The sequence below is a fragment of the Kitasatospora sp. MAP12-44 genome (genome assembly GCF_029892095.1).
GTDB lineage: Bacteria > Actinomycetota > Actinomycetes > Streptomycetales > Streptomycetaceae > Kitasatospora.
The window spans coordinates 4618705-4642663 of the sequence record NZ_JARZAE010000004.1; the positions used below are offsets into that span (position 1 = coordinate 4618705).

Sequence of the window (23959 nt, forward strand, 5' to 3'; positions counted from 1 at the left end):
CCTACAGCGTGCGGTTGCGCCCCGCGCCCCAACCCGCCGCGGCCGCGCAGCCCGCGAGGACCAGCAGCAGCACCAGCGGCAGCGTCCAGCTGCCGGTCAGCTGGTGCAGCGCTCCCGCGCCGACCGGCCCGGCGGCGGCGATCAGATAGCCGACCGCCTGGGTCATACCGCCCAGCTGCGCGGCACCGGCCGCACTGCCGGTGCGCAGCACGATGAAGGCCAGCGCCAGGCCGAGCGAGCCGCCCTGCGCCACGCCGAGCACGGTGGCCGAGACCCAGGCTCCGGAGACCGGGGCCAGCAGCAGGACGCTGACGCCGACCGCGTTGAGCGCGGCCATCAGCACCGCGAGCCCGCGCTGACGGGTCAGCCGGCCGGCCAGCAGCGGCACCAGGAACGCACCCGACACCTGCACCAGGTTGCTGTACGCGAAGACCAGGCCGGACTCGTCCCGGCTCATCCCGTGGTCGGCCAGGATCGTCGGCATCCAGGCGACCAGGGTGTAGACCATCAGCGAGGAGATGCCCATGAAGAGGCTGATCTGCCAGGCCAGCGGCGTCCGCCAGAGCCCGCTGATCGGCTTGGCGGCCACCGCTGCCGGCGCAGCCACCGCCGCCGGCGCCTCGGCGACCGCGGCCTGCTTCTCCTGACGCGAGCGCAGCACCTGCGGCAGCCAGGCCACCGCGGCGATCAGCGCGAGCAGCGACCAGGCGCCCAGCGAGGCCCGCCAACCGCCGCCCAGCACGTGCTCCAGCGGCACCGACGTCCCGGCCGCCAGGGTCGCGCCGACCAGCATGGTGGTCGAGTAGACCCCGGTCATCGCCGCGGCCTGCGCCGGGAACTCGCGCTTGACCAGCCCGGGCATCGACACGTTCAGGACGGCGATCGCCACGCCGATCACCACGCAGCCCGCGTACAGCGCCGCCACCGAGGGCAGCACCCGCAGCAGCACACCGCCGCCGAGCACCAGCACCGCGCCCAGCACCACGCGCTCGGTCCCGAACCGGCGGGTCAGCCGCGGGGTGAGCGGCGCGCCCAGGCCCTGGAACAGCACCGGGATGGTGGTGATCAGCCCGCTCACGGTGGAGGACAGGCCGAAGGTGTGCTGGATCTCGCCGACCATCGGCGAGATCGCGGCCAGGCAGGCCCGCATGTTCAGCGCGACCAGCAGGATCCCGGCGAGCAGCAGGGCGGGGTGGGCGAGCTTGGTGCGGACGGCGGAGACCGGCGTGAGCACCGGCTGCGGGGCACGGGTCATCGACATGGTGGTGGTGCACTTTCTGGGGACATGGCGGCGGCAGGGTGCCAGGACGGCGGACGGGACGCGCCGTGCGTTACTTGCGGGCCGCGAACTCGGCGAGCAGCTGCTCGACCGCGGCCGTCGGCTCGGCCAGCAGGGCGCGACACGCGACCTCGGCCAGCTCCGGGTCTCCGGTGGCGATGGCGTCGACCAGCGCCTGATGGGTGGCGACGACCACCTCGGGCATCTCGTGGTCGCCGAAGGCCGTCCGCATGGACTCGCGGACGGAGGCGCTGAAGTAGCGGTAGACCTCGGTCAGGGCGGGGTTGTGCGCGGCCTCGACGACGGCGGTGTGGAACTCCAGGTCGTGCTCGACCGTGGCCTCCCGTCCGACCCGCTCGGCGTGGGCGGCGATCACCTCGGCCTCGCGGGCGAGCGCGGCCCGCATCCGGTCGAGGTCCTCGGAGGTGTGCCGGACGGCGGCCAGCCGGGCGGCCTCGGCCTCCAGCGCGGCGCGGACCTCCAGGACGTCGCGGACGCCCGAGCGCTGCACACCGCGCAGCACCGAGGCCGGGTCACTGGTGCTGCGGACGAAGGTGCCCTCGCCCTGGCGGGAGACCAGCATTCCGGCGTGCACCAGTACGCGGATCGCCTCGCGCACCGTGTTGCGTCCGACCTGCAGCCGCTCGGCGAGCTCGTGCTCGGTGGGGATCTGCTCCCCGACCGCCCAGGCCCCGGCGGCGAGCTGCTCGCGGAGCTGCTCGATGGCGAGGTCCACCAGGGAGCGTCGCCCGGTGGCGCGCAGGTTGTCGTTTCCGCCGGTCATCACGCCACCTCCGATCCGGGTCCGAGTCAGTCGTCCGCTTGCCCGGTCATCCTACAACCATTTACTTCCAAAGTTGGGCAAGTGACGTATGGATCATGGCTTTATATGCTCCGCAGAGCTCACCGTGTCTGTCGCCGGCGAAGGGTGCATGAATTGTCAGGCCAGAGGGCGGGAGCCTCCGACCGCGATGAGCAGGGGCGACCGGAGGGCCCGCGACCGACCGGTGGCCGAGCCGAGGCGAGGCGCGCCCAGGCGCGCGGCGGCAGAGGCCCGGCGGGCGGTCCGGCCGGCCGGGGTCGCAAGAAGAAGCAGCGCAGCACCAAGAAGATCGTCGCCTGGTCCGCCGCCTCGGCGATCGTGCTGATCACGGCCGCCGGCGGGATGCTCTACTACCAGCTCGACGGCAACATCAAGACCTTCGACCGGGCCGGCGTCAGCCCGGACCGCCCGGCCGACGCGCCCGCCGACGCCAACGGCAACAAGCCGGTGAACGTCCTGCTGATCGGCTCCGACTCGCGCGGCGGCGGCAACAGCCAGCTGGGCGGCGGTGGTGACGGCGGCGCCCGCTCCGACACCACGATCCTGCTGCACGTGTATGCCGACCACCAACACGCGGTCGGCATCTCGTTCCCCCGCGACTCGATGATCGAGATACCGCCCTGCCTGGTCAACGGCAAGTGGACCAGGACCCAGTCCAGCGCGATGTTCAACTCGGCGTTCGCGATGGGCGACACTGACCAGGGCAACGCGGCCTGCACCCAGAACACCGTGGAGCACCTCACCGGCCTGCGGGTGAACCACACCATGGTGGTCGACTTCTCCGGCTTCGCCACCATGACCAGCGCGATCGGCGGCGTCCAGGTCTGCCTGCCCAACGCGGTCTACGAGGGCGACCTGGACCCCAACCTCGGCCACAAGGGCAAGCAGATCTTCGCCAAGGGCCTGCAGGAGGTCTCCGGCCAGTCCGCGCTGGACTACGTCCGGATCCGGCACGGCATCGGCGACGGCTCGGACATCGGCCGGATCCGGCGCCAGCAGGCCTTCCTGTCCTCCATGATCAAGGACATCAAGACCAAGGGCATGGACCCGACCACGCTGCTGCCGCTGGCCAACGCCGCCACCAAGTCGCTGACCGTGGACCCGGACCTCGATTCGGCGGCGAAGCTGATGTCCTTCGCGCTCTCGATGAAGAACATCGACCTGCACAACACCAAGTTCGTCACCGTGCCGTGGCGCTACTCCGGCCCCCGGGTGGCCTGGGTGCACCCGGACGTCGACGCCCTCTGGGGCGCCCTGAAGGCCGACCGCACCCTGGACGGCCAGGACGCCAGCGGCGGCCAGCAGCCCGACGCGAGCGCTGCGGCGTCCTCCTCCGCGTCTGCCGCGCCGCCCGCGGCCACCGACGTGAACGGCGCCGGCGCCCGGGTGATGGTCTACAACGGCACCACCACCAAGGGCCTGACCGCCGGCGCCGCCGGCCGGCTCAAGGACGCCGGGTTCACGGTCACCGGCACGGCCAACGCCGCCAACCAGAACCACGCCACCACGCTGATCCAGTACGGCAGCGCCGACGCCAAGGCCGCGCAGTCGCTGGCCCAGCTCTTCCCGGGAGCCACGCTGCAGAAGAGCAGCACCCCCGGCCTGAGCCTGATCCTCGGCCAGGACTACGCGGCGGCCCATGGCAGTGCCCCGGCCGCCGCGACGGGTGGCGCGGCGGCTTCGGCGGCGCCCGCCCCGCTGCCGTCCAGCATCGGCGACGGCGGCCGCTCGGCCGACGACGACCCGTGCAGCAACGTCTCGTACGCCGGCGGCTGAGCCGAAACGGACAGGGCCCGCTGCCGGCAGTCGGCAGCGGGCCCCACGTCGTACCAACGGCTCAGCCGTAGAGGCGCTCCAGCACCACCGCGACGCCGTCCTCGTCATTGCTCTCGGTGACCTCGTCGGCCACCGCGAGCAGTTCCTCGTGTGCGTTGGCCATCGCCACGCCGTGCGCGGCCCACTGGAACATCGGCAGGTCGTTGGGCATGTCGCCGAAGGCGATGGTGTCCGGCGCCTTCAGGCCCAGCCGGCGGGCCGCGATCGACAGCCCGGTGGCCTTCGAGAGCCCCAGCGGCAGCAGCTCGACTATGCCGGGCCCGGCCACCGTGACGCCGACCAGCTGGCCGGCCACCCGCCGGGCGACCTCCGCCAGCGCGTCGTCCGGCAGGACCGGGTGCTGGATGTAGAGCTTGCCGATCGGCGCGCTGATCAGCTCCGCCGTGGTGTCCACCCGGACCACCGGCAGCCCGCCGCCGATCAGCCGGTACGACGGCATGGCCAGCACCGAGCCGTCCAGGCCGTCCTGGCTGGAGGCGACCGCGAGCGGGCCGAGCTCGGCCTCGATCTTGGCGATGGCCGTGGCGGCCACCGTGCGGTCCAGCGTCATCGAGGTCAGCAGCTTGTGCGCGCCGGCGTCGTAGACCTGGGCGCCCTGGCCGCAGACCGCAAGACCGGTGTAGCCGATCGCGTCGAAGACCGGGCGGGCCCAGGTCGCCGAGCGGCCGGTGACCACGATGTGTATCGCCCCGGCTGCCGTGGCGGTGGCCAGGGCGGCGCGGGTGCGGTCGGAGACCGTCTCGGCGGAGTTCAGCAGGGTGCCGTCCAGGTCGGTGGCGACCAACCGGTACGGCAGCTCCGCCGTGGTCACTTGACCGGGTCCAGCGTGGTCCGGCCGCCGAGGTAGGGGCGCAGCGCCTCGGGCAGCACGACCGTGCCGTCCGCCTGCTGGTGGTTCTCCAGGATCGCCACGATGGTGCGCGGCACGGCGACCAGGGTGCCGTTCAGGGTGGCCAGCGGGCGGACCTTGCCCTCCTCGCGCATCCGGATGGAGAGCCGGCGGGACTGGTACTCGGTGGTGTTCGAGGTGGAGGTGACCTCGCGGTACTTGCCCTGGGTCGGGATCCAGGCCTCGATGTCGAACTTGCGTGCTGCCGAGGAGCCGAGGTCGCCGGAGGCGACGTCGATCACCCGGTAGGGCAGCTCCAGCTGGTTGAGGAAGTCCTTCTCCCACTGCAGCAGGCGGCGGTGCTCGGCCTCCGCCTCCTCCGGGGTGGTGTAGACGAACATCTCGACCTTGTCGAACTGGTGCACCCGGATGATGCCGCGGGTGTCCTTGCCGTACGTCCCGGCCTCGCGGCGGAAGCAGGAGGAGAAGCCGGCGTAGCGCAGCGGCAGCTGGCCGGCGTCCAGGATCTCGTCCATGTGGTACGCCGCGAGCGGGACCTCGCTGGTGCCGACCAGGTAGCGGTCGTCCTGCTCCAGGAAGTAGACGTTCTCGGCGGCCTGGCCGAGGAAGCCGGTGCCGTCCATCGCGGCGGGGCGGACCAGGCTCGGCGTGATCATCGGGATGAAGCCGGCCGCGGTGGCCTGCGCCATCGCCATGTTGACCAGGGCCAGCTCCAGCAGGGCGCCGACGCCGGTCAGGTAGTAGGAGCGCGAGCCGGCCACCTTGGCGCCGCGCTCGGTGTCGATCGCGCCGAGGATCTGGCCCAGCTCGACGTGGTCCTTGGGCGCGAAGCCCTCGGCCGCGAAGTCGCGCGGGGTGCCGATCTCCTCCAGCGTGACGAAGTCCTCCTCGCCGCCGACCGGGGCTGCCGGGTCGATCAGGTTGGCCAGCGAGCGGATCAGGCGCTCGGCCTCGTCCTTCGCCTCGTTCTGCTCCGCGTCGGCGGCCTTGACCTCCTCGGCCAGCGCCTTGGTGCGCTGGAGCAGAGCGGTCTTCTCCTCGCCCTGGGCCTTGGCGACCTGCTTGCCCAGACCCTTCTGCTCGTTGCGCAGCTCGTCGAAACGGGTGCCAGAGGACCGGCGCCGTTCGTCGGCGGAGAGCAGGGCGTCGACCAGGTCGACGTCCTCGCCACGGGCGCGCTGGGAGGCGCGCACTCGGTCAGGGTCCTCACGAAGCAGGCGAAGGTCAATCACGGGCCACAGCCTACCGGGGCGGGGGCCACCGACAGGTACCCGTTTTCGATGCCCGCTGTCCTAGCGGTCCGCCCCTGGGGATAACCGGCCGAATCCTGTGGATAACTTGCTGTGCGTGAGCGCGCCCCCGCTTTTGTCCACAGGCCCGGTGGACAGCCTGTGGATTGGTGATCCTGGGAGAACCCTGGATCTTAATATGCGCTTTCTGAGGTTTCAAACCCGGATACAGCTGCTCGACTGAGGTATTTCCCCCACTCGGACAGGTGATTTCAAGGGAGAAGGGTGACTCTGATCTGATTAGTCCGATCTCATCCTCTAGGGGATGATCCGACCGGACTTGCGAGTAGCTATACCGGTTTGTCGACTCATCCCCAGACCTGTGGATAACTCGCCTGGAATCGGGCTGTGGATGAGTCGGGGGCCAGCTCACCGGCCTGTGGATGACGGTGCGTGGTGAAGCGCTGACCGGGTTCCCCGGGGGTGTCACCTGGATGGGCGCGATATGAACATCCGGCGAACCGGCGACGCGATCAGAGCTCGGCGCGGCCGTCCAGGCAGCGCGAGATCCAGTCGGCCGCGCGCTCGAAATCCTCGTCGGAGGTTCCGGGCTGCCGGGCGGACGCTTCGCGCTGGTCCGCCCGCGGATAGGAGCCGAGGAATCGCACCTGCGGGCAGATCCGGCGCAGCCCCATCAGCGTCTCGGAGACCCGGCGCTCGGTGAGGTGGCCCTCGCAGTCGATCGAGAAGCAGTAGTTGCCCAGCCCCTGGCCGGTCGGCCGGGATTCGATCCGCATCAGGTTGACCCCGCGCACCGCGAACTCCTGCAGCAGCTCCAGGAGCGCGCCCGGGTGGTCGTCCGGCAGCCAGACCACCATGGACGTCTTGTCGGCGCCGGTCGGCGAGGAGACCCGGCCGGGCCGGCCGACCAGCACGAACCGGGTGGTCGCGTACGCGGCGTCGTGGATGTCGGTGACCAGCGGTTCGAGCCCGTAGAGCGCGGCGGCGAACTCGCCCGCGAAGGCGCCGTCGAAACGGCCCTCCTGGACCAGCCGGGCGCCGTCGGCATTGGAGGCCGAGGCCTCCCAGTGGACGTCCGGCAGCTGGGCCGCCATCCAGTGCCGGACCTGCGGCTGGGCCACCGGGTGGCTGGTGACGGTCTTGATGTCGCTCAGCTTGGTGCCCGGGCGGACCAGCAGCGCGAAGCTGATCGGCAGCAGCACCTCGCGGTAGATCATCAGCGGTGTGCCGGTGGCCAGTTCGTCGGTGGTGGTGGTGACCGCGCCCTCCACCGAGTTCTCGATCGCCACGAACGCCCCGGCGGCCTCGCCCGAGCGGACGGCGTCCAGCGCGGCCGGCACCGAGCTGACCGGCACCAGCTCCCGGGTCGCCGCCTCGGGCAGGGTGTGCAGGGCCGCCTCGGTGAAGGTGCCCTCGGGCCCGAGGTAGGTGTAGCGGGTGGCCGACATTTCGTGCCTCCGGACGGTTTCACACGGCGATACCAGACCTGCCACCTTAGTCACTACGGCCCCGCCAGGTTGCGGAGTCCAGCCACTGGGCACCAGGCTCAACCCTCCAGCAGCGCCTGCCCCAGATAGCCGCTGCCGCCCGCCGGGACGCCCGGCGGCACCGCATACAGCCCGCTCGCCTCGTGCCGTAGGAAGCGCGACAGCCCGTCGCCGCGGGAGAGCTTGCGCTGGACCGGGACGAAGCCGCGCGCCGGGTCCGCCTGGAACGCCAGGAAGAGCAGCCCGGCGTCCGGCGAGCCGTCCGGCAGCACCCCGTCCGCGTAGCTGAAGCCGCGCCGCAGCATCGCCGCCCCGCTGTTGGCGGCCGGCGCGGCCGCCCGGATGTGCGCGTCGGCGGGGATCGCCAGCGTGCCGTCCGGGTTCTGCTTGCCGAGGTCCACGGCCGTGGTCTCGGTGCCGCCGGAGAGCGGCGCGCCGTCCGACTTGCGCCGCCCGATCACCCGCTCCTGGCGGTCGGTCGGCAGGTTCTCCCAGTCGTCCAGCAGCATCCTGATCCGCCGGAACACCAGGTACGAGCCGCCGGCCAGCCAGCTCGGGCCGGTGCTGAGGATCCGGGCGGCGAAGTCGGCGTCGGTCGGCTTGGGGTTGTTGGTTCCGTCGAGCTGGCCCATCAGGTTGCGGCCGGTCCTGGGCTGCGCGGTGGCGCCCGGGGTGCGGCTGAAGCCGGTGCTCTGCCAGCGCGGGGAGGCGGTGCCGGCCGCCTGGCGCTGCAGCACCCGCAGCGCGTGGAAGGCGACCAGAGCGTCGTCCGCGCAGATCTGCAGCAGCAGGTCGCCGTCGCCGCGCGCCGGGTCCAGGGCGTCCCCGGCGAAGGCCGGCAGCGGGGCGAGCCCGGCCGGGCGGGCGCTCTGCAGCCCGGCCTTGTCGAAGAGCGAGGCGCCGAGGCCGAGGGTGACGGTCAGCGAGCTGGGCCCGGCGTCCAGCGCGATCTGGTTCTCGTCCTGCCCGACCGGCTCACCGAGGGCGAGCAGGCCGATGGTCCGGCTCCAGCGCCGCAGCAGGTCCTGCAGTCCGGCCCGCCCGGCGGTGGGGGACAGGTCGAAGGCCGCCAGGTGCACCCGGGCCTGCAGGGGGGTGAGGATGCCGGCCTGCTGCGGGCCGTGGAAGTCGACCCGGGCGGCGCCGAGCCCGGGCGGGCGGGCGTCGGCGGGGTGGGCCGCGTACCCGCCCGCCGCGCCGGCCACGAGCCCGGCTCCGGCGCCGCCGAGCAGCGCGCGGCGGGAAACGGTGGTTGCCATGGTTCAGCCGATCTTCACGGGCTTGGTCGCGGTGGTCTGGTCGATGTCCGAGGAGCGCACCACGACGGCGGCCACCCAGTCGCCGGCCAGCGGGAGCTGCGCGGTGCCGCTCCAGGTGCCGGGGCCGGACTTGGCCAGCACGACGGGCAGCGGGCCGAGGTCGCGGTCCGGCAGGGTGAAGGAGAGGTCCACCTCGGGGACGTCCACCGGCTGCCCTGCGGTGTTGTCGACGACCACCTTGATGGCGTTGCCGCCGGTCTGCGCCGGGTCCAGGGTCAGCGTCGCGGTGCCCTTGGCGCCGTTCTCGGTGCCGCCGGTGTCGTAGGGGATCTTGAGGTCCACCGGCTGCCCGGTGCCGGTGCCGGTGCTGCTCGTCGCCGGTGCGGTCGCCGCGACGGCCCCGGCCACCCGGCCGGGGGGCGAGTTGGTGAGCATCGTGGTGACCACCAGCACCCCGACCGCGACCGCCGTCTCCACCAGGACGGAGCGCCGCAGCCCGGCCCGCAGCGGCGAGCCGTCCTGGGCCCGGCGGACCTTCGCGGTGGCCAGCGCGGCGCGCTGGCGGGTGAGCTGGGCCTGCCGGACCGGATCGTCGGCGTGGCCGACTTCCGCCGTCGCAAACTCCTCCTCGACCGTCTCGGAGACCTCGGGCGTCGCGCGCAGCCGTGCGACCCAGCGGCGGGAGAACCAGGCCGTCCCCAGCATCACCAGCACCAGGCCGACCTTGATCAGCAGCAGTCGGCCGTACTCGGTGCTCACCAGCGCGCCCCAGGAGCCGACGCCGCGCCAGGACTGGTAGACCCCGGTCGCCGCCAGCGTGGCCACCGCCGCGAAGGCGACCTTGGAGAAGCGGTCCACCGCCGCCACGCCGAGCCCGTGCCGCAGCCCGACCAGCAGCGTGACCAGGCCGCCCAGCCAGCAGGCCATCGCCAGCAGGTGCAGCAGGTCCAGGGGCAGGGCGAGCCAGACCTGGATGCCGACCGCCGCGTGGTCCGCCCCGGCCCAGGTGGCGCCGAGCGCGAGGGCCAGCACCAGGCCGCCGATACCGAGCGCCAGGCGCGCCTCGCGCTGCGGACGCGTCGCGGCGCGCAGCTCGAGGCGACGCAGCTCGTCCTCCTCGGCGTCCCCGGTCGGCTCGGGCTCGGGCTGGTCGGTCGGCGATCCCAGCTGCCCCAGGTGTCCCACCAGCAGCGACAGGAACACTCCGGCCGCCGCCAGCAGCAGCAGCCGGGCGGCCAGCGCCGTCCCGAGCCGCTCGTCGAGCGAGGCGCGCACCAGCGTCAGGTCGAACGCCTGGCCGATCCCGGTCCCGCGCTCGTACGGCCCGCGCACCAGCAGCAGGCCGACCGTGCCGGCCAGCAGCGCCACCCACCCGGTCATCAGCAGCCGCTGCACCGAGCGCAGTGCCGCGCCGCCCGGCCAGCAGAGCAGCACGAACGCCGCGACGCCGACCAGCAGCGCGTACGCCGCGTAGGCCACCGTGCGCCCGGTCCCGTACAGCGCGGCCACCAGGCCGTCGGACTTGGCGCCCTGCACCTGCGAGGCCGAGACCGAGGTGTCCGAGGGCGCGCCGATGGAGAAGGTGAAGGCGCCGCCCACCACATGGGTGTCCGCCGAGACCGCCCGCCACGCCACCGTGTACGTGCCGTTGCCCAGGCCCGGGCGCAGCCCGATCGTCGCGGTGTCGTCCTTGCCGTCGGCGTGGCCCGGGTTGCCGGTGTCCACCGCCTTGCCGGCCGGGTCGAGCACCCGCAGCGCGTCGGAGTCGAGCGTGACCCCTTCGCTGAAGGTCAGCGTGACGGCGGCCGGTTCGGTGGCCACCACGGAGTTCTGCTCGGGGTCGGTGTGCAGCAGTGCCGCGTGCGCGGAGGCCGTCCCGGCCCCGCCCAGCAGCAGCACCAGCAGCGCACCGATCGTTGCCAGGATCGCCCGTGTCTTGCGCATCGCTCTCGTCAGCTCCCGGGACGGTAGGTGAGTGGCTCGACCGGCACCCGCACGGCGATCGTCCCGCTGTGCTCGAAGGTCAGGTCGAGTTCTAGCTGGTCCCCGACGGCGGGCGGCTTCGCCCAGCCCATGATCATCAGATGCTTGCCGCCCCTGGCCAGCTGCAGTGAGCCGTGGGCGGGCACCGGGAGGCTGTCGACCTCCTGCATGGTGGTGTCGGTGGACTGGTGGAGCGTCACCGAGCTCGCGCCCGGGCTGGTCACCTTCAGCAGCTTGTCCGCGCCGCCGCCGCTGTTGCTGACGGTCAGATAGCCGGCCGCCATGCCGTCGCCCGCGGGCAGCGGGACATAGGAGTCGCTCACGCTGAGCCTGGCCGGCGACCCCTGCCCGGTGCCGCCGCAGGCGACGAGTATCGCGCCGGCGGTCAGTGCGGTGGCGAGAGCGGCGCCGGCCAGCGCGGTCCCTCGGAAGCCGGGCATCAGGCCGGCACCCCCTTCGCCAGCAGTGGCAGGTCGTGGCTGAAGACATCGATCGTGCTGTTGCTCAGGTACAGCACGTGAGCCTTGTCGTCCGAGGGCAGGAACGCCAGCACCTGGGCGCCGTGCGAGGAGCTGACGGTGCCGTCTTTGTTGACGATCGGGTCCTCGACCAGGATGCCGAGCGACTTGGCGGCGGCCTTGACCTTGTCCAGATCGCCGGTCAGGCCGATGAAGTTGGTGTCGAAGGAGTCCAGCCAGGTCCGCAGCACCTTCGGAGTGTCGCGCGCCGGGTCGGTGGAGACGAAGACCACGTCGATCTTCTTCTGTTCGTCGACGGGCAGCTTCTGCATCGCCACGCCGATGTCGCCCATGGTGGTCGGGCAGACGTCCGGGCAGTCGGTGTAGCCGAAGAAGAGCAGCGTGGTGCGCCCGGCGGTGCGCTGGCGCAGGTCGAACGGCTGACCGGTGGTGTCGTTCAGCACCAGGTCGGGCTTGTCGAAGTGCCTGGTCAGCGGCGTGCCCTGATAGGGCGAATTGGAGGACGGCAGGGAGACGACGGCCGCGCCGGTCGACGTCTTGCCGGCGGCCGAGCCGCAGGACGTCAGGGCCAGGCAGCCGGCCAGCGCGAAGGCGGCGGCGCCGGCCAGGCGGCGGGGGGAGGTGCTGCGGTGCATGGGCAGGATCCGATCAGACTCGGGGGGCTCGGGGAAGGGGGCCGCCGCCACCGCGGGCTGCGGTGGCGGCGGCCTGCCGTCAGGAGGGGAGGGCGGCCTTGCGGCGCAGGCCGAGGACGCCGAGACCGGCGCCGATCACGCCGACCACGATGCCCACCACGCCGAGCGTGCGGGCCGTGGAGTCACTGGACCTGGCCGCCGCGGTGCTGGTGCCGGAGTCCTGCGAGGACGAGCCGCCCATCTGGTGGCCGCCGGCCGCGACGGTGGCGTCGGCCTGGGTGAGGGTCAGCGTGGGGGCCGGGTGCTGGGGCTCCGGCTGGCCGGCCTGGGCCTGGTCGATCCAGCGGACGACGGTCCCGTCGTCGTAGGTCTGCAGGGCCTTGAAGACCAGCTTGTCGGTGTCGCCGGGCAGCGGGCCGAGCGAGATCTTGAACTCCTGGAACTGGCCCGGGCCGATCTTCGTCCCGGGGTCGGCAGTCCAGGTGATCTTGGAGACAGCGTCGGTGATCTCGCCCTTGGCGGTCTTGACCGGCGTGGCGAGCTTGCTCTTCTCGACGAGGGCGGTCCAGCCCGGCACCGGCTGGGTGCTCACCGAGCTCAGCGGGTGATCGGTGGGCACGGTCACCTCCAGCTTGGTGGTGCCGGCGGTGTCGCTCTCGTCCGGCACCCGGAACGCGACGGCGGTGTAGCCGCCGGCCTGGGCGGTGCCCGGCTGGACGGTCACATGCGCGAAGGCGGGGGCGGCGACGGCCAGCACGGCACCGGTGCTGAGGGCGGCGACGGCGGCGACACGGCGGGTGGGAAGGGAACGCATGCTGATGAGGTCTCCATCGGGAGCAGGGCACACCCGTGCCCTGGGCTGCGGGTGACGAGCGGTACGCACGGCGCGCCCCGACCCCGCAGTGGATGGTCTCCGATGCTGCGACAGCAGGTCAGTGCGCGAACGCCGCCGCCGGCGGACCCCGCCGGATCACGCTGTGCCGCAGCACGGCCGCCGCCGGCAGCCGTCCGCTCCCCGCCTCCGGGCGCGCCGCCCGGAGCACTCCCTCGCCCGCGCCCAGCAGCCCGCGCAGCAGCGCGGCGACCAGCAGCAGCGCGGTCCGCAGCGGGGCGGCCCGATCCTGCACCTCGCGGGCGAGCGTCCCGGCCAGCCGGACCAGTCGCCAGAGCGCGGCCTCGCCGCGCCGCAGCCACCAGCCGGCCAGCGCGGCGGCCACCAGGTGGCCGGCCAGCATCGCGGGCGTCAGGCCGAACTGCCACCACGGCAGGGCGGCAGCGGCGTGGTAGGCGCTCGGGTCGACCCCGGCGTTGCCGAGCAGCTGCTCGGCCGTCATACCCGCCGGGATCGTGCCGATCTTGCCCCCGGGCAGGTCGTTGCAGATCAGCCGGCCCGCCACCTGATCCATGGTCATGCCGGCCATCGCCTGCTGGCAGAGGCTGTGGAACAGCAGGTGCAGTCCGAGCTGACCGAGGCCCAGCACGCCGGCGATCGAGGCCAGCGAGCGCTCCCGGCCGCCGAGCAGCGCCGCGACGGCCCAGACGGCCGCGAAGCCGAAGGCCAGCGCCGGGAGGGCGACCTGGCCGCCGCCGCCCAGGGCGTGCCCGGCCGCGGCGATCAGCGTGCAGACCAGCGCGAAGGGCACCGCCCGGGCCGCCCGCAGATCCCAGGCAGCGCCACTGGCCCGGCGCACCGGGTCGGCGACGCCCGGCTGCGGGGCGGGATGGCGGTCAGTCATGGCCGAGCCATCATCTCACCGGGCCCCGCGCCTCCTCGGGCGGGGGCCGCCGACCCCGCTGCCCGGCAGTGCGACGAATGACCCGTTCGGCCCCGGCGTGCGCGCGGTGCTGCGCGCTGTTCGGCACACCGTGCCGCAGCAGTCCATCCGCCGAATGGGCGGACCGACACGCAGGAGACGGTTCGCAGGGGGATTGCTCGGCAATACCTAGTTGTATGTGGAGCCGCAGCCAGGAGGGACCTGTCGTGGACGTCTGGTGGACTCTGCATCTCAAGCGCGATCTCGCCAGCGTTCCGCTGGCCCGGCGCATCCTGCTCGGCACCATGGAGAGCGCCGGTGTCGATCCGCAGATCGCCTACGACCTGGGCGTCGCGCTGACCGAGGCGTGCGCCAACGCCGTCGAGCACGCGGTCGGCGGCCGGCCGGACGACAGCTTCCAGGTCACCGCCTCGATGGAGGGCGACCGGCTGCGGATCGAGGTCATCGACTCAGGGCCGGGCCTGCCCGGCGCCCCGCATCTGGTCACGGCCCGGCGGGTCCCGAGCGCGTCGTCGGTCCGGCCGCCGGCCCGGGGCGGTGCGCACACCCGGCGCGGGCGGGCCTCGCTGCCGCCGCCCGGCGCCTTCGGGGCGGGCCGGCGCACCCGCGAGCGCCCGGCACCGTACGACCTGCATGTGCTGCCCGCCGGTCGGCCCGTCCCGGCCGGCCCGCGCCCGGGCGAGCTCGACTCGCCGCCCGACCTCTACGCCGAGAGCGGCCGCGGCCTCTTTCTGATCCGCGCGCTGACCGACCACGTCCAACTGCGCAACCACCCGCAGCGCGGCGCGATCGTCAGCTTCGACAAGATCCTCAAGTGGGCCGACCCGGCGCCGCTGCGGGTGGCCTCCTGACGCTCGGCCTCCTGGCGCTCCGCGGGTACGCCATACGCTGGGGCGATGACCGAGTGGGACCTCAAGAAGCTGCGTATCCTGCGGGCGCTCGACGAGTACGGCACGGTGACCGCGGCGGCCGGCCGGCTGAACCTGACGCCGTCCGCGGTGTCCCAGCAACTGGCGGTACTGTCCAGGCAGTTGGGCGCGCCGATGCTCGAACCGTACGGGCGCCGCGTGCGGTTGACCAGCGCGGCCCGGTTGGTGCTGCGCCATGCGGACCGGGTGTTCGGCCAACTGGAGCAGGCTGAGGCCGAGTTGGCGGGGTATCTGCACGGTGAGGCGGGCGAGGTGCGGATCGGGGCGTTCGCCACCGCGATCACCGGCCTGGTGGTGCCGGCGGTGGCCCGGCTGCGGGAGAGCGCGCCGCGGTTGTCGGTGCGGCTGGTGGAGGCGGAGGCAGCCGAGGCGTTCGGGCTGCTGGCCTGCGGTGAGGTGGACCTCTCGGTCTCGCTGAGCGTCCGCGGCTCTGCCGCCGAGGATCCGCGCTTCGTCCAAGTGCCGCTGCTGGACGACCCGTTGGACGTCGCCCTGCCGGTCGGCCATCCGCTGGCGAGGGCCGCTGCCGCGCGGCTGGCCGACCTGGCGGACGACCCGTGGATCTTCGGCGGCAGCGGCCCGTGGCGGGACATCACGCTGGGCGCCTGCGCGGACGCCGGGTTCGTCCCCGAGCGGGCGCACACCGCGGCCGACTGGGCGGCGATCCTGGCGATGGTCGGCGCGGGCCTCGGCGTGGCGCTGGTGCCGCGGCTGCTCTCGCGGGCGGGGGAGAGCGCGGGGGTGGTGGTCCGGGCGCTGCCCGCCGACCTGCCGAGCCGCCGGGTGGTGGCCGCCGTCCGGGCCGGCGCCGAGCGGACGCCGCCGCTGCGCCGGGTGCTGGCGGAGCTGACCACGCAGTCCACGTAAACATGCAGCCAGGGTAAACGTGCAGTCAGAGTAAACGTTTTGATCAGAAACTTGAGATAGACCTGCATGGTCAGCGGCGCGCAGAGTGGAGCCATGACCTCCTACGACGTCGGCTACGCCGACTACGCGTACGCCCCGGAACTCCCCTTCACCCACCTGGTCGACCTGGCCGACCGACGGCTCGGTGCCGGGGTGATCGCCGCCAACGACGAGCTGTTCGCCGAGCGCGAGAACCTGCTGCTGCCCACCCCGGCCGTCTTCCAGCCGCACACCTTCGGCCGCAAGGGCCAGGTGATGGACGGCTGGGAGACCCGCCGCCGGCGCGGCGCCGACACCGAGCACCCGCACCCGGGCGCCGACGAGCACGACTGGGCGCTGATCCGGCTCGGCGTCCCCGGAGTGGTCCGCGGCATCGTCGTGGACACCGCGCACTTCCGCGGCAACCCCCCGCAGCAGATCAGCGTGGAGGCGGCCGAACTCCCCGGCACCCCGGGACAGCACGAGCTGCTCGCGGCGGACGTCCGCTGGCAGGAGATCGTCCCGCGCAGCGCCGTCCGCGGCCATGCCGCCAACGCCTTCACGGTCACCGACCAGGGCCGCTGGACCCACCTGCGGCTCAAGCAGTACCCGGACGGCGGCATCGCCCGGCTGCGGGTGCACGGCGAGGCCCGCCCCGACCCGGCCTGGCTGGCCGCGCTCGGCACCTTCGACCTGGCCGCCCTGGAGAACGGCGGCTCGGTGGAGGATGCCTCGGACCGGTTCTACTCCCCGCCGCTCAACCTGATCCTGCCGGGCCGCTCGCGCGAGATGGGCGAGGGCTGGGAGAACCGCCGGCGCCGCGACGGCGGCCACGACTGGGTCCGGCTGCGGCTGGCCGGTCTCGGCCGGATCCGCGCGGTGGAGATCGACACCGCCAACTACGTCGGCAACGCCGCAGGTTGGGCCGCGCTGGTGGGCTTCGACGCGAGCACCGGCGCCGACCCCGCCGACCCGTCCGCCGCCGACGACTGGTTCGAGCTGCTGCCCCGGACCAGGCTGCGCCCGGACGCCGTGCACCGCTTCCTGCTCGACGCCCACGGCCCCGCCGACCGCCCGGCCACCCACGTCCGGCTGGACGTCTTCCCCGACGGCGGCATCGCCCGGCTGCGCCTGCACGGCTCGCTGACCTAGGGCTTCGGACGTGCGTGAGTGGCATTCGCGGGCGGGCGGGAGCACTGTTGAAGCATGTTGCATCAGATGCGTGCCGAGTACGGCGTCGAGGGCCCCAGCGGCCCGGTGAAGCGATGGCACATGGTCCCCATGTCCACCGGTCAGCCCATGTGCGGGTGGGAGCTGGCGCCCGGCGGCGCCACCTTGGAACCTACCGAGTGGGGCCGCACGGACGAGCTCTGCTGCCGCGCCTGCGGCGTGCTCTGGCTGCAGTCGGTGCCGTTCCTCGCGGACGAACACCCCCGCGAGGACTACCTGCCGTAGCGGCCCTGGAAACTGCCCTCAGTGGTAGGCGGCCTCCCCGGTGATGGCCTCGCCCAGCACCAGCGTGTGGATCTCGCTGGTCCCCTCGTAGGTGAGCACCGACTCCAGGTTGTTGGCGTGCCGCAGCACCGGGTACGCGGTCGTGATGCCGTTCGCGCCGAGTACCGTCCGGGCGCTGCGGGCGATCTCCAGCGCCATCCGGACGTTGTTGAGCTTGCCGAAACTCACGTGCGCCGCCCGGGACTTGCCCTCGTCCTTGAGTCGGCCGACCCGCCAGGCCACCAGGTAGGCCTGCTCCAGCTTGAGCGCCATCTCGACCAGCTTCTCCTGGGTCAGCTGGAAGGCGGCGATCGGCCGGCCGAACTGCACCCGGCTCTTCGCGTACTCCAGCGCCGAGGCGTAGCAGTCGCGGCCGGCGCCGACCGTGCCCCACAGGATGCCGTAGCGCGCCTCGTTCAGGCAGGAGAGCGGGCCGCGCAGCCCGGTGACGCCAGGCAGCACCGCATCGGCGGGGAGGACCACCTCGTCGAAGGCCAGCTCGCTGGTGACCGAGGCGCGCAGCGAGAGCTTGCCGTGGATGTCCTGGGCGGTGAAGCCGCGGGTGCCGCGCGGGACCAGGAAGCCCCGGACGCCCTCGTCCGTCTGCGCCCAGACCACCGCGACATCCGCGATGCTGCCGTTGGTGATCCACATCTTGCTGCCGGAGAGCACCCAGTCCTCGCCCTTGCGGCGGGCGCTGGTGCGCATGTTGGCGGGGTCCGAGCCGAAGTCCGGCTCGGTCAGGGCGAAGCAGCCGATCGCCCGGCCGGCCGCCAGCTCCGGTAGCCACTGCTGCTTCTGCTCCTCGGAGCCAAAGGCGTGGATGGCGCGCATGGCGAGCGAGCCCTGCACCGACACGAAGCTGCGCAGCCCCGAGTCGGCCGCCTCCAGCTCCAGGCAGGCCACCCCGTACGCCACCGCGGAGGACCCGGCGCAGCCGTATCCGTCCAGGTGCATGCCGAGCAGGCCGAGCGCGCCCAGTTCGGGGGCGAGCTCGCGGGCCGGGAAGACGCCCCGCTCGAACCAGTCGGCGATCTGCGGGCGGATCCGGTCGTCGGCGAAGCGCCGGACCGTGTCGCGGATCAGCTTCTCCTCGTCGGTGAGCAGATCGCCCACCGCGAGCAGGTCGAGCGGGTCGGGTCCACCAGGGCGTGCGGGACTGCCGGCCATGCGGGTCTCCAGAGGGTTCGGTCTGCACGGTGCCGGACCATCCGTATCAGGCTTTACGCTGGCCCGAAAGCAGTCACACGGAAGACGGTGGTGGGCAGTGACCGATCCCACGACGGACGGGCGGGTCCAGAAGGGCAATGAGACCCGCCGTCTGGTGCTCGGCCGGGCAGCCGAGATCGCGTCGGTCGAGGGGCTCGGGGGGCTCTCGCTGGGCCGGCTGGCCGCCGAGCTGCAGCTGAGCAAGAGCGGGGTGTTCGCGCTGTTCGGCTCCAAGGAGGAGCTGCAACTGGCTACCGTGCGGGCGGCCATGCGGATCTATCTGGACACCGTGGTGGAGCCGGTCCGCCGGCTGCCGCCGGGTCTCGGGCGGCTCTGGGAGCTCTGCCTGCGCTGGCTGGAGTACTCGCGCAGCCGGGTCTTCGCGGGCGGTTGCTTCTTCTACGGGGTCGGCGCGGAGTTCGACGCCCAGCCCGGGCGGGTGCGCGACGCGATGGCGGCCGGCAGCCGGGTCTGGCAGCAGACCGTCCTCGACTTCCTCCAAGCAGCGCTCACGGCAGGGGAGTTGCGCGAGGACGCGGATCTCGGGCAGCTGGCCTTCGAGCTGATCAGCTTCCTGGAGTACGCCAACGCGATGTCGCTGCTGCACGACGACGAGGCGCCGTACGAGCGGGCCAGGCGCTCGGTCCTGCTGCTGCTCCGCTCGGAGGCGGTGGACGAGTCGGTGCTGCCCGAGGAGTGAGCGGATTCCCGGTCGGCAACCCGCCGTCCTGCACACGTGAAACTGACCGACCGATCGTGCTAACGTCGCCGCCATGGACTCCGGTATCCGCACCGCCCATCTGCGCGCCCTGGCCCTCGCCCAGTCCGTCCTGGACCAGGTCCGGCCCGAACAGCTCGACCAGCCGACCCCGTGCGCCGACTGGACGCTGCGCCGACTGCTCGCCCACGTCATCGGTCAGAACCACGGCTTCGCGCAGGCCGCCCTCGGCCACGGCGCCGACCTCGCCGTCTGGGCCGACCGCGAGGTCGGCGAGGACCCGGCCGGCGACTTCGCCGCCTCGGCGGACGCGCTGGCCGCCGCCTTCGCCCACGCGGTGGAGCACGGTGAGTCGCTGCAGCTGCCGGAGATCCTGGTCGGCCACGCGTTCCCCGCCGAGCAGGCGATCGGCTTCCAGTTCGTCGACACGCTGATCCACGCGTGGGACGTCGCGGTCGCCGTCGGCGCCCCGCTGAGCTGCCCGGACGACCTCGCCGAGCTGCTGCTGCGGATCTCCCGGCAGGTCCCGGTCACCCCGGAGAGCCGCCGGCCCGGGCAGGCGTTCGCCCCGGTCGTGGACACCGCCAGGGCGTCCGCCTTCGACCGGGCCCTCGCGCTGCTCGGGCGCGACCCTGACCGGACTCCCGCGCGCCCCTGACCGGCGGCGCGGGCCTGCCCGGGAGCACAGGGGAGTTCCGGGCAGACGGCGAGGGGGGATCGGCACCAGGTGCCGATCCCCCCTCGCCGGTTCTGCTCGGCCGCGGGTTGTGCTCAGCCGCTCTTGCGGCGGAAGTTCCGCTTTCCGCCGGCGGCCGCATGGGCACCGTGGATCTTGGAGTCGCTGCCCGAGCCGCTGCCCGAAGCATCGGACTTCGAACCGTGCTTGCGCTCCAGCGCGGCCAGGAACTTGGCCTTCACGTCGTCCTGGCCGGCAGCGGCAGGCGTCTTGGGGTTCTCTTCGTTTGCTGCTGCGTCGCTGCTCATACGGGACCTCCTGGGCGGGGCGGACTTCTGGTCGTACTCCTGCACACTGTGCCACGTCCGGCACTGGACCCGGTGTCAGTTCCCGCCGTGCCTCGTCAGCTGCGGGGGCGCCGCTCGTCGCGGTATTGGGGTCCGCCGATGAAGTACAGCAGTGCTGCGGCCGGAAAGACGAACGAGGCCACTGCAACAACGATGGCTTCCCACCACATGACCGACTCCCATGCTCGCGCGCCGACGACTCGATCGCTGTGGGCGCTTGGTCCGTACATGCGACGCTATGGGCAGATTCGCGGCCCCGCCACCGCACGACTCGCGAGGTGTCCCCGATCGAGGGATCATCCGCCGAGGTCTGTGCCGCGGCGGGCGGCGCACCGCACACTTGGCGGCATGCAGGTACAACTGGCGGGGCAGGCACAGCAGCCGGACCGGGAGAGCGAGGACTTCGCCACGGCCTCGCCGGAGGCGCTGGTGCTGCTCGACGGATCGAGCTCACCGGTCGGCATGGAGTCGGGGTGCCGGCACGGCACCGCCTGGTACGTCCGGCGCCTGGGCGTGCACCTGCTCGCCCGGCTGACCGACCGCTCGGACCGCGACATCGCCGAGTGCCTGGCCGACGCGATCGCCGAGACCGCCGCCCTGCACGGCGGCCGCTGCGACCTCGCGCACCCCAACACCCCTGCCGCGATGGTGGTCGCGGCCCGCAAGCACGGCCGCTCGCTGGAGTACCTGGTGCTCGGCGACTCGCTGCTCGTCCTGGAACCCCGCTCCGGGGAGCCGCGGGTGATCGGCGACAACCAGCACTTCGCGGCGGGGGAGGCGCTGCGCCGCGCGGTCTGGCAGGCCGAGCCGGGCACCGCCGAGCGCGCCGCCCTGCACCTGCGGTACGCGCTGGCGGTCCGGGCGGTGCGCAACACCGGCCGCGGGCCGTGGATCGCGGCGGCCTCCCCGAAGGCCGCCGGGCACGCCGAGACGGGCTTCGTCCGGCTGGACGGGCTGCGCGCCCTCGCGGCGCTGAGCGACGGTGCGAGCCGCTACACCGAGCGGTTCGCGCTCGGCGACTGGCAGGACGCCCTGCGGCTGATGTCCGCCGCGGGCCCCGGCGCGCTGATCGCCCGCGTCCGCGAGGCCGAGGAGGCCGACCCGCGTTGCGAACGCTGGCCGCGCGGCAAGGCCCATGACGACGCCACCGCGCTGTACGCCCGGCTCTGACGACAGGTCAGCCGGTGGGAGTCGCCGCGGGTGTCGCCGCTGCGGCCGCCGTCGGGTAGAGGCTGGCGAGGGGATTGAAGTAGGTCTCGGCCGGCATGCAGGCGGGGGCGGGGCCCGTCAGCAGGCCGGCCTGAAAGTCGCTGAAGGTCTTGGACGGCATGGTCTTGGCGAGCGGGAAGTAGAGGAAGAGCAGCCGGTCGGCCGGGAACCTGCTGGGGCGGATGGACAGGACGTTGCCGCGCGAGCCCGAGTCCTCGATGTCCCAGCCGTCCTGGGCGAGTCGCGCCTGCGCTTCGGCTGCCGCGGCCGCATTGAGGGCGGCTTCGTCGCTGCTGCTGAGCGGGGACGGCGTGGGGCCGGGCGGGCCCGGGACGCCCTCGCCGGTCGGGGTCGCACTGGGGGTGTGCGACGCGGAGGGGCACTGGGGGTCGCCGGCGTAGACGCGGCTGTGAACGCCGATCCGGTCGAGGTCCCGCTGCAGCCCGTCCAGGTCGCCCTTGCCGGCCGCGTCGGCGATGGTGAGCGTGATGAGGTCGGGGTCGCTCTGCAGGGTGTAGGCCGCCGTGACGATGGGGCTCAGCGACTGGGGCGCGCCGCTGCTCGGGGTGACCGGGGTGGCCGTGCCGGTGTGGGTGGCTGTGCTGCTGCGCGGGGCGGGATGGCCCGGCAGGGCGGTGAAGGCGACGCCGGCCACGGCGGCGGCCAGTCCCAGCGGGAGTGCCAGGCGCAGCGTCAGGCTTCGACGGGCCGGCTTGGGCTGGGAGTTGTCGGTGACTGCGGTCATCAGGTGGTCCTTCAGCAGGTGGTGGCGGTGCGGGAGGAGCTCCGGTTCTGCCGCGGCCGGCAGCAGCCGGGCCAGTTCCTCCCGCTCGGCCTGCTGCGACCGCGGCTGGGGGGCGGCGTTCATCGGTTCGTCTCCTTGCTCGACCGGACCGCGAGTGCGCGGTCAACTGGTACCTGTCCGCCAACGGGACCGCGTTGCATGCCTGTTCGTGGCGCCGCGGGTTCTCTCGCTGCCGGGCTCCCCGCTTTCGGCTTGCTCGCGGCCAACTCCTTCTCGGTGAGACTGCGCAGCCGACTGCGGGCGCGCGACAGCCGGGAGCGGACCGTGCCGATCGGCTTGCCCAGCGCCTCGGCGACCGCGGCGTGGTCCAGGCCCTCCCACACGTAGAGGGCGAACACCTCCCGCTCGGCGGGCCGCAGCCGCTCCAACGCGGCTTTCGCGGCGAGGAGTTGCTCGGCGTCGGCGATGCGGCCGACCAGCTCGTCGGCGAAGTCGGGCAGCACCTCGCGCGGCGGCAGCTGCGCCAGGGCGTTCTGGTGGCGGCGCGCGGCGCGGCGGGTGTTGCGCATGACGTTGGTGGCGATGCCCAGCAGCCACGGCCGCAGACTCTCGCCCTCGGGCTCGATCCTGGCCCGCAGCCGCCACGCCTCCAGGAAGGTCAACGAGACCACGTCCTCGGCGGCGGCCCAGTCACCGGTCACCCGGACCGCGTGCCGGTGCACCACGCGGGCGTGCTCATCAAAGAGCTGCCCGAATGCCACCGGATCCCCGGCCCGCACCCGGGTGCGTATCGATATCTCCACACCCAGTCCTGTCCGACCGGCTCCGGCCGTTGCCGTGACCTGTGTCACCCCGACCCCGCCAGTGTCACGCCTGCCCCGGCGCACACGGCGGCGCGGGGTGGCGGACCGTCGATCGGTCCACCACCCCGCGCCGGGTGGGTCCTGCTGCCGGGTGGTCCTGCTACTGCGGTTGGCCGAAGGCGCCGGACTGGAAGTCCAGCATGGCCTGCTGCAGTTCGCGGTGGCTGTTCATGACGAACGGCCCGTGCCAGGCGACCGGCTCGCGGATCGGCTGGCCGCCCAGGATGATCACGTCCAGGTTCGGGTGCCGGGAGTCCTGCGGGGCGTCGGCGGAGATGGTCAGGGTGTCGCCGTCGCCGAAGACCACCGCCTGACCGGTGTGGAACGGACGGCCCTCGGCGCCGACCTTGCCGTCGCCGTTCAGCGCGTAGGCAAGGGCGTTGAAGTCCTTGCGCCACGGGATGGTGAGCTGCGCGCCGGGGGTGACGGTGGCGTGCAGCAGGGTGATCGGGGTGTGGGTGGCGCCGGGGCCCTGGTGCCCGTCCAGCTGGCCGGCGATCAGGCGCAGTATCGCTCCGCCGTCCGGGGTGGCGAGCAGCTTGACGTGGCCGCCGTGGATGTCCTGGTAGCGCGGGGCGGTCATCTTGTCGGTGGCCGGGAGGTTCACCCAGAGCTGGATGCCGTGGAACAGGCCGCCGGCCTGCACCAGCGACTCCGGCGGGGTCTCGATGTGCAGGATGCCCGATCCGGCGGTCATCCACTGGGTGTCGCCGCCGCCCAGGTGTCCGCCGCCGCCGTGCGAGTCCTTGTGGATGAACTCGCCGTCGATCAGGTAGGTCACCGTCTCGAAGCCGCGGTGCGGGTGCCACGGCGTCCCCTTGGGCTCGCCGGCGGCGTACTCCACCTCGCCCATCTGATCCATCATGATGAACGGGTCGAGGAACTTGGTGTTGATCTTCGCGAATGCCCGGCGGACCGGGAAGCCCTCGCCCTCGTAGCCCTCGGGAGCGGTGACCACCGTGAGCACCGGCCGGGACGTCGTGGTGGCGGGGTCGGGGGTGGCGACGCGCGGGAGGGTCAGCGGGTTGTCGACGGTCACGGCGGGCATGTCGGCCTCCTTCGGGGGGTCTGTGGCCTACATCCAGGAGATTAGTTCAATCCTCAACAAGAAGCAAGTTGAAACTTCAACCACATGCTCAAGCGAGAGCAGTGCTCTCGCAGTGATGGGGTGGACGCAAAAAAGAGCGGCGCTCACAAATGAGAGCACCGCTCATAAGCAAAAGCACTG

At 72.9% G+C, this 23959-nt stretch carries 24 protein-coding genes; 8 read left to right on the top strand and 16 right to left on the bottom strand.

What is annotated here, in order from left to right; all coding sequences use genetic code 11:
- Position 1: 1 nt before the first annotated feature.
- Positions 2-1261 (bottom strand): MFS transporter, encoded by a 1260-nt coding sequence (locus P3T34_RS21570; RefSeq protein WP_280667681.1) that lies wholly within the window; start codon positions 1259-1261, stop codon positions 2-4.
- A 70-nt stretch (positions 1262-1331) separates the two neighbouring features.
- Positions 1332-2063 (bottom strand): FadR/GntR family transcriptional regulator, encoded by a 732-nt coding sequence (locus tag P3T34_RS21575; RefSeq protein ID WP_280667682.1) that lies wholly within the window; start codon positions 2061-2063, stop codon positions 1332-1334.
- Between the two features lie 153 nt (positions 2064-2216).
- Between P3T34_RS21575 and P3T34_RS21580 the strand changes: the two genes are divergently transcribed.
- Complete coding sequence (locus P3T34_RS21580) at positions 2217-3878, top strand: LCP family protein (RefSeq protein WP_348534678.1); 1662 nt, start codon at positions 2217-2219, stop codon at positions 3876-3878.
- Positions 3879-3939: 61 nt separating this feature from the next.
- Here the strand turns inward: P3T34_RS21580 and P3T34_RS21585 are convergent, their stop codons facing one another.
- The 9 genes from P3T34_RS21585 to P3T34_RS21625 form a co-directional block, all read right to left on the bottom strand.
- Positions 3940-4749, bottom strand: coding sequence for an HAD family hydrolase (locus P3T34_RS21585; RefSeq protein ID WP_280667683.1), 810 nt, complete (start codon positions 4747-4749; stop codon positions 3940-3942).
- Positions 4746-6020: a serine--tRNA ligase gene (serS, locus tag P3T34_RS21590; protein WP_280667684.1), complete on the bottom strand. Its 1275-nt coding sequence runs from the start codon at positions 6018-6020 to the stop codon at positions 4746-4748. Before serS ends, P3T34_RS21585 begins: the two co-directional genes overlap by 4 nt.
- A 530-nt stretch (positions 6021-6550) precedes the next feature.
- A complete protein-coding gene (gene pheA / locus P3T34_RS21595) occupies positions 6551-7486 on the bottom strand; it encodes a prephenate dehydratase (RefSeq protein ID WP_280667685.1) in 936 nt (311 codons plus the stop codon).
- A gap of 98 nt (positions 7487-7584) precedes the next feature.
- Positions 7585-8784 (bottom strand): iron uptake transporter deferrochelatase/peroxidase subunit, encoded by a 1200-nt coding sequence (gene efeB / locus P3T34_RS21600; RefSeq protein ID WP_280667686.1) that lies wholly within the window; start codon positions 8782-8784, stop codon positions 7585-7587.
- 3 nt (positions 8785-8787) lie between these two features.
- Positions 8788-10728, bottom strand: a complete 1941-nt coding sequence (locus tag P3T34_RS21605) for a copper resistance protein CopC (protein WP_280667687.1) — start codon at positions 10726-10728, stop codon at positions 8788-8790.
- Positions 10729-10736: 8 nt separating this feature from the next.
- Positions 10737-11207, bottom strand: a complete 471-nt coding sequence (locus P3T34_RS21610; protein WP_280667688.1) for a copper chaperone PCu(A)C — start codon at positions 11205-11207, stop codon at positions 10737-10739.
- Positions 11207-11881 (bottom strand): SCO family protein, encoded by a 675-nt coding sequence (locus P3T34_RS21615; RefSeq protein ID WP_280667689.1) that lies wholly within the window; start codon positions 11879-11881, stop codon positions 11207-11209. The genes P3T34_RS21610 and P3T34_RS21615 overlap by 1 nt, the downstream gene beginning before the upstream one ends.
- Positions 11882-11960: 79 nt before the next feature.
- The gene (locus P3T34_RS21620; protein ID WP_280667690.1) at positions 11961-12695 is read right to left on the bottom strand and encodes a YcnI family protein; all 735 of its coding nucleotides are present in this window, start codon (positions 12693-12695) and stop codon (positions 11961-11963) included.
- 118 nt (positions 12696-12813) lie between these two features.
- Complete coding sequence (locus P3T34_RS21625; protein ID WP_280667691.1) at positions 12814-13617, bottom strand: hypothetical protein; 804 nt, start codon at positions 13615-13617, stop codon at positions 12814-12816.
- A gap of 245 nt (positions 13618-13862) precedes the next feature.
- On the opposite strand from P3T34_RS21625, the gene P3T34_RS21630 reads away from it, so the two are divergent.
- The 4 genes from P3T34_RS21630 (at position 13863) to P3T34_RS21645 (ending at position 16925) form a co-directional block, all read left to right on the top strand.
- Positions 13863-14507 (top strand): ATP-binding protein, encoded by a 645-nt coding sequence (locus tag P3T34_RS21630; RefSeq protein WP_280667692.1) that lies wholly within the window; start codon positions 13863-13865, stop codon positions 14505-14507.
- Between the two features lie 45 nt (positions 14508-14552).
- On the top strand, positions 14553-15452 hold the full coding sequence (locus P3T34_RS21635; RefSeq protein ID WP_280667693.1) for a LysR family transcriptional regulator: 900 nt from the start codon (positions 14553-14555) through the stop codon (positions 15450-15452).
- 93 nt (positions 15453-15545) lie between these two features.
- Positions 15546-16622 carry an allantoicase gene (alc, locus tag P3T34_RS21640; RefSeq protein WP_280667694.1) on the top strand — a complete coding sequence of 359 codons (1077 nt, stop codon included), beginning with the start codon at positions 15546-15548 and terminating at the stop codon, positions 16620-16622.
- A gap of 54 nt (positions 16623-16676) precedes the next feature.
- Entirely contained in the window at positions 16677-16925 is a 249-nt protein-coding gene (locus P3T34_RS21645) for a hypothetical protein (protein ID WP_280667695.1), read from the top strand.
- Between the two features lie 18 nt (positions 16926-16943).
- Here P3T34_RS21645 and P3T34_RS21650 read toward each other — a convergent pair whose 3' ends face one another.
- Positions 16944-18134: an acyl-CoA dehydrogenase family protein gene (locus P3T34_RS21650; protein ID WP_280667696.1), complete on the bottom strand. Its 1191-nt coding sequence runs from the start codon at positions 18132-18134 to the stop codon at positions 16944-16946.
- Positions 18135-18231: 97 nt separating this feature from the next.
- On the opposite strand from P3T34_RS21650, the gene P3T34_RS21655 reads away from it, so the two are divergent.
- Positions 18232-18873 (top strand): TetR/AcrR family transcriptional regulator, encoded by a 642-nt coding sequence (locus P3T34_RS21655; protein ID WP_280667697.1) that lies wholly within the window; start codon positions 18232-18234, stop codon positions 18871-18873.
- Between the two features lie 73 nt (positions 18874-18946).
- Positions 18947-19549: a TIGR03086 family metal-binding protein gene (locus tag P3T34_RS21660; RefSeq protein WP_280667698.1), complete on the top strand. Its 603-nt coding sequence runs from the start codon at positions 18947-18949 to the stop codon at positions 19547-19549.
- Between the two features lie 113 nt (positions 19550-19662).
- Here P3T34_RS21660 and P3T34_RS21665 read toward each other — a convergent pair whose 3' ends face one another.
- Positions 19663-19875, bottom strand: a complete 213-nt coding sequence (locus P3T34_RS21665; RefSeq protein ID WP_280667699.1) for a DUF5302 domain-containing protein — start codon at positions 19873-19875, stop codon at positions 19663-19665.
- A 387-nt stretch (positions 19876-20262) separates the two neighbouring features.
- Here P3T34_RS21665 and P3T34_RS21670 point away from each other — a divergent pair, with 387 nt between their 5' ends.
- On the top strand, positions 20263-21084 hold the full coding sequence (locus tag P3T34_RS21670) for a protein phosphatase 2C domain-containing protein (RefSeq protein ID WP_280667700.1): 822 nt from the start codon (positions 20263-20265) through the stop codon (positions 21082-21084).
- A gap of 7 nt (positions 21085-21091) precedes the next feature.
- On the opposite strand, the gene P3T34_RS21675 is transcribed toward P3T34_RS21670, so the two are convergent.
- The 3 genes from P3T34_RS21675 to P3T34_RS21685 form a co-directional block, all read right to left on the bottom strand.
- The gene (locus tag P3T34_RS21675; protein ID WP_280667701.1) at positions 21092-21991 is read right to left on the bottom strand and encodes a hypothetical protein; all 900 of its coding nucleotides are present in this window, start codon (positions 21989-21991) and stop codon (positions 21092-21094) included.
- Entirely contained in the window at positions 21988-22671 is a 684-nt protein-coding gene (locus P3T34_RS21680; protein WP_280667702.1) for an RNA polymerase sigma factor, read from the bottom strand. The genes P3T34_RS21675 and P3T34_RS21680 overlap by 4 nt, the downstream gene beginning before the upstream one ends.
- Before the next feature lie 160 nt (positions 22672-22831).
- Positions 22832-23779 (bottom strand): pirin family protein, encoded by a 948-nt coding sequence (locus tag P3T34_RS21685; RefSeq protein ID WP_280667703.1) that lies wholly within the window; start codon positions 23777-23779, stop codon positions 22832-22834.
- Between the last annotated feature and the right edge of the window lie 180 nt (positions 23780-23959).